Origin of the sequence: Mycobacterium sp., from assembly GCF_040509115.1 — a bacterium.
Classification (GTDB): domain Bacteria; phylum Actinomycetota; class Actinomycetes; order Mycobacteriales; family Mycobacteriaceae; genus Mycobacterium.
The window spans coordinates 1-5,517 of the sequence record NZ_JBEVLO010000024.1 but is presented as its reverse complement, the minus strand read 5'-3'; the positions used below and the strand labels follow the sequence as shown (position 1 = coordinate 5,517).

5 protein-coding genes are annotated in these 5,517 nt (G+C 65.4%); 3 read left to right on the top strand and 2 right to left on the bottom strand.

Going from position 1 to position 5,517, the window contains the following annotated elements:
- The first annotated feature begins 226 nt into the window (after positions 1-226).
- The 3 genes from ABW137_RS02280 to ABW137_RS02270 all read left to right on the top strand — a co-directional run bounded on the left by ABW137_RS02280 (position 227) and on the right by ABW137_RS02270 (position 4,429).
- Positions 227-2,059 (top strand): S8 family peptidase, encoded by a 1,833-nt coding sequence (locus ABW137_RS02280; RefSeq protein ID WP_526396469.1) that lies wholly within the window; start codon positions 227-229, stop codon positions 2,057-2,059.
- A gap of 28 nt (positions 2,060-2,087) precedes the next feature.
- Entirely contained in the window at positions 2,088-3,431 is a 1,344-nt protein-coding gene (locus ABW137_RS02275; protein WP_526396467.1) for a serine-threonine protein kinase, read from the top strand.
- Between the two features lie 134 nt (positions 3,432-3,565).
- A complete protein-coding gene (locus tag ABW137_RS02270) occupies positions 3,566-4,429 on the top strand; it encodes a hypothetical protein (protein WP_526396465.1) in 864 nt (287 codons plus the stop codon).
- Between the two features lie 39 nt (positions 4,430-4,468).
- Here the strand turns inward: ABW137_RS02270 and ABW137_RS02265 are convergent, their stop codons facing one another.
- Both ABW137_RS02265 and ABW137_RS02260 read right to left on the bottom strand, forming a co-directional pair.
- A complete protein-coding gene (locus tag ABW137_RS02265; protein ID WP_526396463.1) occupies positions 4,469-4,969 on the bottom strand; it encodes an isoprenylcysteine carboxyl methyltransferase family protein in 501 nt (166 codons plus the stop codon).
- An 11-nt stretch (positions 4,970-4,980) separates the two neighbouring features.
- Positions 4,981-5,517 (bottom strand): 3-oxoacyl-[acyl-carrier-protein] synthase III C-terminal domain-containing protein (locus ABW137_RS02260; protein WP_526396461.1); only part of this gene is annotated, 537 nt, incomplete at its 5' end.

Genomic DNA, 5,517 nt, shown 5'->3' with positions numbered 1-5,517 from the left:
GTGCGCCCGACGACTGAGACGGGACTGAGAGTCAGATCAGGAAAATCCGAGGAAAGGTGCGCTCAGAGCGAACCATCGAGCGGCGCCACGCACCTCGGCAGCCGCATCTCACCAAGATTGCGGCCGTCTCCGCATCGGGTGCGCGGTCATCGTTGCCTCCGGAGACGGCGCAAACAGGTAGCGCATTACGCACGCGGCCAAAGTGGTGGACAACCATAATCACCCCATGGCTTTGACGCCCTTGCGCGTGCTTCAAGACCTGGTCCTACGGGCATTGACCGAACTGGGCGGGAGCGCCACGGCCAAACAGGTCATCGATCACATCCAGGAGATGGATGGTTTCACGCCGACCAGCGAGGACGCCGCCCGGGATCCGCTCCCGGACGGGCCGCCGAGGTGGCATGCCCGGGTCGCCATTGCGCGCCGCCACCTCAGCGACGACGACCTCCTGCGCGTCAGGGGGCGGCGCTGGACGCTCACCGCACGCGCTCGCGAGACCGATGACGCGCCCCGCGCCTCGACCCGAGCAGCACCCCCCGCCGGCGACCGCCAGGCCGCGGCCGCCGCCCCGCCGACGCCCTTCATGCCCAGCGTGATCAGCCCGGCGTTGACCGACCTCCTGAACCAACAGCAGCAGCGCCCCAGAACCCGAGGACCTGGCATCACGGCCGACGACGCGTCGATGTCGGTGATCATCGAATTGAACGTCGCCCTTCCCGGCGGCGCATTCTGGGCCTACCAGCAGTTGCGTACCCTCTTCGAGGAACTCCACCTCGCGGATGCCAACCACCCGATGCCTCAGCAATTCGAGGAGTATGTGTCCGCCGAGCTCACGATGGACACGATCGAGCGGCTGGTGCGGACGGACATCGATCGATCGGGGGCCGCGAAGCGGGTGATCTTCCGGGTCTGGCCGAACTTTCGGGTGCGCACCCAAATCGACGAGTCCGTCCGGACGATCAAGGCAGACGCAGCGCACCGGGCGTTCAACGCGCGCGGGAAGGGAATCACCTGGGCCGTCATCGATTCCGGGATCGACGCCAGCCATCCGCACTTCGCCACCGGCAACACGCTGCGCGACGCGGCGGTCGCCGACTTGCATCGCGACTTCACCATCTCGCTGGAACCGGAGTCGACGACTACCGACTCCGCCTTGCAGGACAGCTACGGCCCCACCGGTCACGGTACGGGTGTGGCCAGCATCATTGCCGGTCAACTGCCCGCTGAACATCCACGTGACGACCTCCAGGTGCTTTCCGAACAACTCACTGCCGCAGGAGATCCGAACCCGCTGCGTTCGGCCCGCGAGGTAGCACCCGGCAATCTGGCTGGAATGGCACCGGACGCCCGGTTGGTCAGCCTGAAGGTCATTTCGGACGACTCCGACTCGTCGGACGTCCTCACGGTGATGGCGGCGCTGCGCTACGTCATGCGGATCAACGACAACGGTCAGAAACCTCGAATTCACGGAGTAAACCTCAGTCTCGGTTACGAATTCGATCCGGCGTGGTTTGCGTGCGGTCAGAGCCCGCTGTGCCAAGCCGTTGACCGCCTCGTTCGCTCGGGGGTCGTCGTCGTGGTCGCGGCAGGCAACACCGGGTTCGCGACGTTCGGCACCTTTTCGGGCCGCCGCGACGGCGGTTTGGGCTTGAGCATCAACGACCCTGGTAACGCAGACCGTGCGATCACCGTCGGCGCCACCCATCGCACCTCGCCATATACCTATGGGGTGTCGTACTTCTCGTCGAAAGGGCCGACCGGCGACGGACGGCAGAAACCCGACCTCGTCGCACCCGGCGAGCGGATCACGGTGGCCACCACCGCAGGTGACGCGGGGGGCCCGCGTCGCGCGACGTACTCGGATGTCTCGGGCACCAGTTTCGCCGCGCCCCACGTGTCCGGAGCGGCCGCGGCGTTTCTGTCCGTGCGTCCCGAGTTCATCGGCCGTCCCGAACAGATCAAGCAGATCCTCGTCGAGTCGGCTCAACCGTTGGGCCGCGAGCGGCAGTTCGAAGGCGGCGGCCTGCTCGACATCATGCGCGCGCTTCAATCGATTTGACGGACACCATTCAACACGGGGGAACAGCATGGCCACACCAAATGTCATCGAGATTCGCATCGACGAAGACGGTCACGTCGATCCCGACGGGGAGCGTGCTCTGCACGACGTCCTCGATGAAACGACACCCACCGACCTGCTGATCTTCAGTCACGGCTGGAACAACGACGCGAAGACGGCGCGCAGGCTGTACGACGCGTTCTTCGGTCGAGTGGATTCGGTGCTGGCGTCACACGGCGCGCCGGGCCGAAAGGTCGCCTACCTCGGCGTGTTCTGGCCTTCGATCTTGTGGAGTGACGAGCCGATACCGGACTTCGCGCCCGGCGAGGTGGTCGACCTCGGTGCGGGGGCTGGTCCGGCCGCTGGCTTCGGGCGGCCGCAAGTGTTCGACCCCCCGCCGCCGCCGGACGCGCAACTGCAAGAGCAGATTCGGACCGCGTTCCCCGCGGGTGTCTCCGAGAGCGTGGCCGAGCTCCTCACGCTCATCGAGCAGCGGCCCGATGCGGAGGCCGAACTACAGCGGGCGCGCGAACTCGTGAAGATCATCGCGGCGGCAGCGGGTCCCACCGGAGACGGCGAGCGGGATGCCAAGCCGCCGTTGGCGGCGCTCCCCGACCCCGACAACGACTTGTTCGAGGAGTTCGCCGCCGCCTTGGAGGAACTCCACGTCGACACCGGCGGGGTCGGCGGTGCGGCCGGCTTCGGTGACGGGTTGAAACGGCTGTGGCACGGGGCTCAGGAGGTGCTGCGCGGAATGACCTACTGGCAGATGAAGAACCGTGCAGGCGTCGTGGGAGAGGTGGGGCTCGGTCCGTTGATCGGCAGGCTTCGCACGAGACACGCGGACACGAGCATCAGCCTGATCGGGCACAGCTTCGGCGCCAGGGTGGTGTCGTACAGCCTCAAGGGATTGCCCGCGCCGCATCAGGTCCAAGCGGTCACCCTCTTGCAGGGCGCGTTCTCGCACTTCGCCTTCGCCGACGTACTGCCGATGGATCAGAAGCGTTCCGGCGCGCTGGTCGGCCAGCAGGCCAAGGTCGTCGGGCCGGTCACGGCGTGCTACTCGAAGTTCGACTCGGCGGTGGGGGTGATGTACCCATTGGCGTCGATGGTGAAGGGTGAAGACGCGGCAGCGCTGGTCAAGGCGACGTTCCGGTTCGGCGGGATGGGGCATGACGGCCATCAGCAAGGTGTCCCGGAGCTGAAGCTCTTGCCGCCTGGCGAGGGCTACGACTTCAATTCGCACGAGCTAGTCAACATCAACGCCGAGCGGGTGGTGCGCAATGGCAAGCCACCGTCCGGCGCTCATTCGGACATCATCTACGACGACCTGGCCTGGGTCGTCGTATCGGCCACCGGATTGGGTCGGTGACTTCGTAGCCCTCGTTGATCGCGAGCGGACGTGTGATCTCGTGAAGTTCGCCATCTCCCAGTACTCTCAAGGGATGGCGAGTGAACTGGTCTGCCGGACCTCTTAGATGCGGCGCGACAGCTAACACGATCGTGGTGAATAATGCTGCCGAACAAGCGGTTCGACTGGTGGAGGACGTTCAGGACGATCCCGCTCGACGGCTCGAACTCGCCTCGGCGTTCTACGCCGACCGACCGCATCGTCCGAAGATCCAAGAATACCGACGGGCTGAGCTGTCCTTCATGGACTGGCAGGTACGCCGAGGAGTTCTCAAGCCGGTAACCGGAGAGCAACCCGGTAGCAATTGGTGGCGGGCCATCAACGCTCGCCTGTTGTGCGACTCGTGGGAGGCCAACCGTCTCGCCGCGGGCGCACAAGGGCCAGCCAGTCGGCGAGCAGTCACCCGCTGGCTGGAGTTCCTCGATGCCCCCACGCCGCAGTCCTGGTATCGAGCCCACAACAGCAGCGTCGTCTCGGCGTACATCGAGTACCGAGAACTCAGCGACGTCGAACTTCCCACCGAGAAGTTCTTCATGGACGTCACCCTCGGCCGGGTCCTGTTCATCCACCGCATTTCGATGGACCCTCGCTCGGCCCTCGGTCCCATTTTCTGGCCCCTCGGGCGCTTCCTCGCCGACCCGCGCTCAGGCAGCGTGGACGCCTACCTGTCCATGCGCAACATCCTTCCCGACACGTATCCGCTTGCGGGACAGTCAATCACCGATATCCTCGATAGCGAGAACTTCGCCGGTCGACTCGTCGATTACGGCGTCCTGCGACCGCGCCTTCAGTCGCTCTACGAGTACGCCGCCAAGGACCTGGACGAGCCGCAGTTGCTGGACTTCATCGACAACGGCAACCCCATCTATGCCTGGCCCTACGAGCACCGTAACGCGTGGGACCCACGGAGATTCCGCCGACTGACTGCACTGGTCGCGCTCATCGCTGCATCCAAGTAGGCAGCGACCGGCCAGCAGCAAGGGGCGGAAACGATTGCGTCAGGCGTAACCCAACACTGCGTCCTCCGCGCGGATCCTCACCCTCAGCACCAGAGCGTTGGCGATGCCGAAGACGATGGCGGTCAGCCACGCCGAGTGCACCAGCGGCAGAGCTACCACTTCTGCTGCAACCGCGGTGTAATTCGGGTGATGCAGCCATCGGTAGGGGCCGCGCCGTACCAGCGGCGCGCCCGGGACGATGATCAGGCGCGGGTTCCAGCGCTTGCCGAGTACCGCGACACACCACCACCGGACCGCGGTGCTTGCCGCGACCACCGCCACCATCGCCCACCCCAGCACGGGAATGAACGGCCGGTGCAGGGAGGCAACCTCGACGATGCACGACAGCAGTAGCGCCGCGTGCATGACCACCATGACGGGGTAATGCTCCTGCCCAAACTCTCTGCCGCCGTTGGCGAACGACCACTTGGCGTTCCGTCGGGATACCACCAGCTCGACCAGTCGTTCGGCGCCGATCAGCACGATGAAGAGGTAGTACATCTCGTTCTCCCCTACCAGCCCAGAAGGAGCAGTTCGAAGCTGAACCCTGGCCCCATGGCCAGCATCACCCCGAGCGATCCAGGTGCAGGAGGCGCGGCGAGGGTGCGGTCCAGAACGTCCAGCACCGAGGCAGACGAGATGTTGCCGTTTTCCCGCATCGATGCCCAACTGTGCCGGAATTCGTCGGTGGGCACCTCTAGCGCCTCCCCGATCGCCTCGAGCACCTTGGGGCCGCCAGGATGACAGACCCACGTCGACACGTCGTCGATGGTCATGCCGTGAACGGCAAGGAAGTCGGCCACTTCCGCACCGAGATAGTCCTCGGCCATTCTCGGGACGTCGCGTGACATCACCAATTGGAATCCGCTCGAGCTGACATTCCAGCCCATGACGTCGACCGTGTCCGGCAACAACCTGCTACGCGTCGCGAGCACCTTCGGTCCGCCGATCATGCTTGGGCCGGGAGGAACTCGGTCAGCTCCCGTTGCGACGACGGCAGCAGCACCGTCACCGAAGAGGCACACTCCGATCAGCGCCGGTATCGAGGA

What these genes read in the sequence shown, in the direction of transcription:
- ABW137_RS02275 (WP_526396467.1), top strand. Translation starts at nt 2,088, where the DNA reads ATGGCCACACCAAATGTCATCGAGATTCGCATCGACGAAGACGGTCAC.
- ABW137_RS02280 (WP_526396469.1), top strand. Translation starts at nt 227, where the DNA reads ATGGCTTTGACGCCCTTGCGCGTGCTTCAAGACCTGGTCCTACGGGCA.
- ABW137_RS02265 (WP_526396463.1), bottom strand. Translation starts at nt 4,969, where the DNA reads ATGTACTACCTCTTCATCGTGCTGATCGGCGCCGAACGACTGGTCGAG.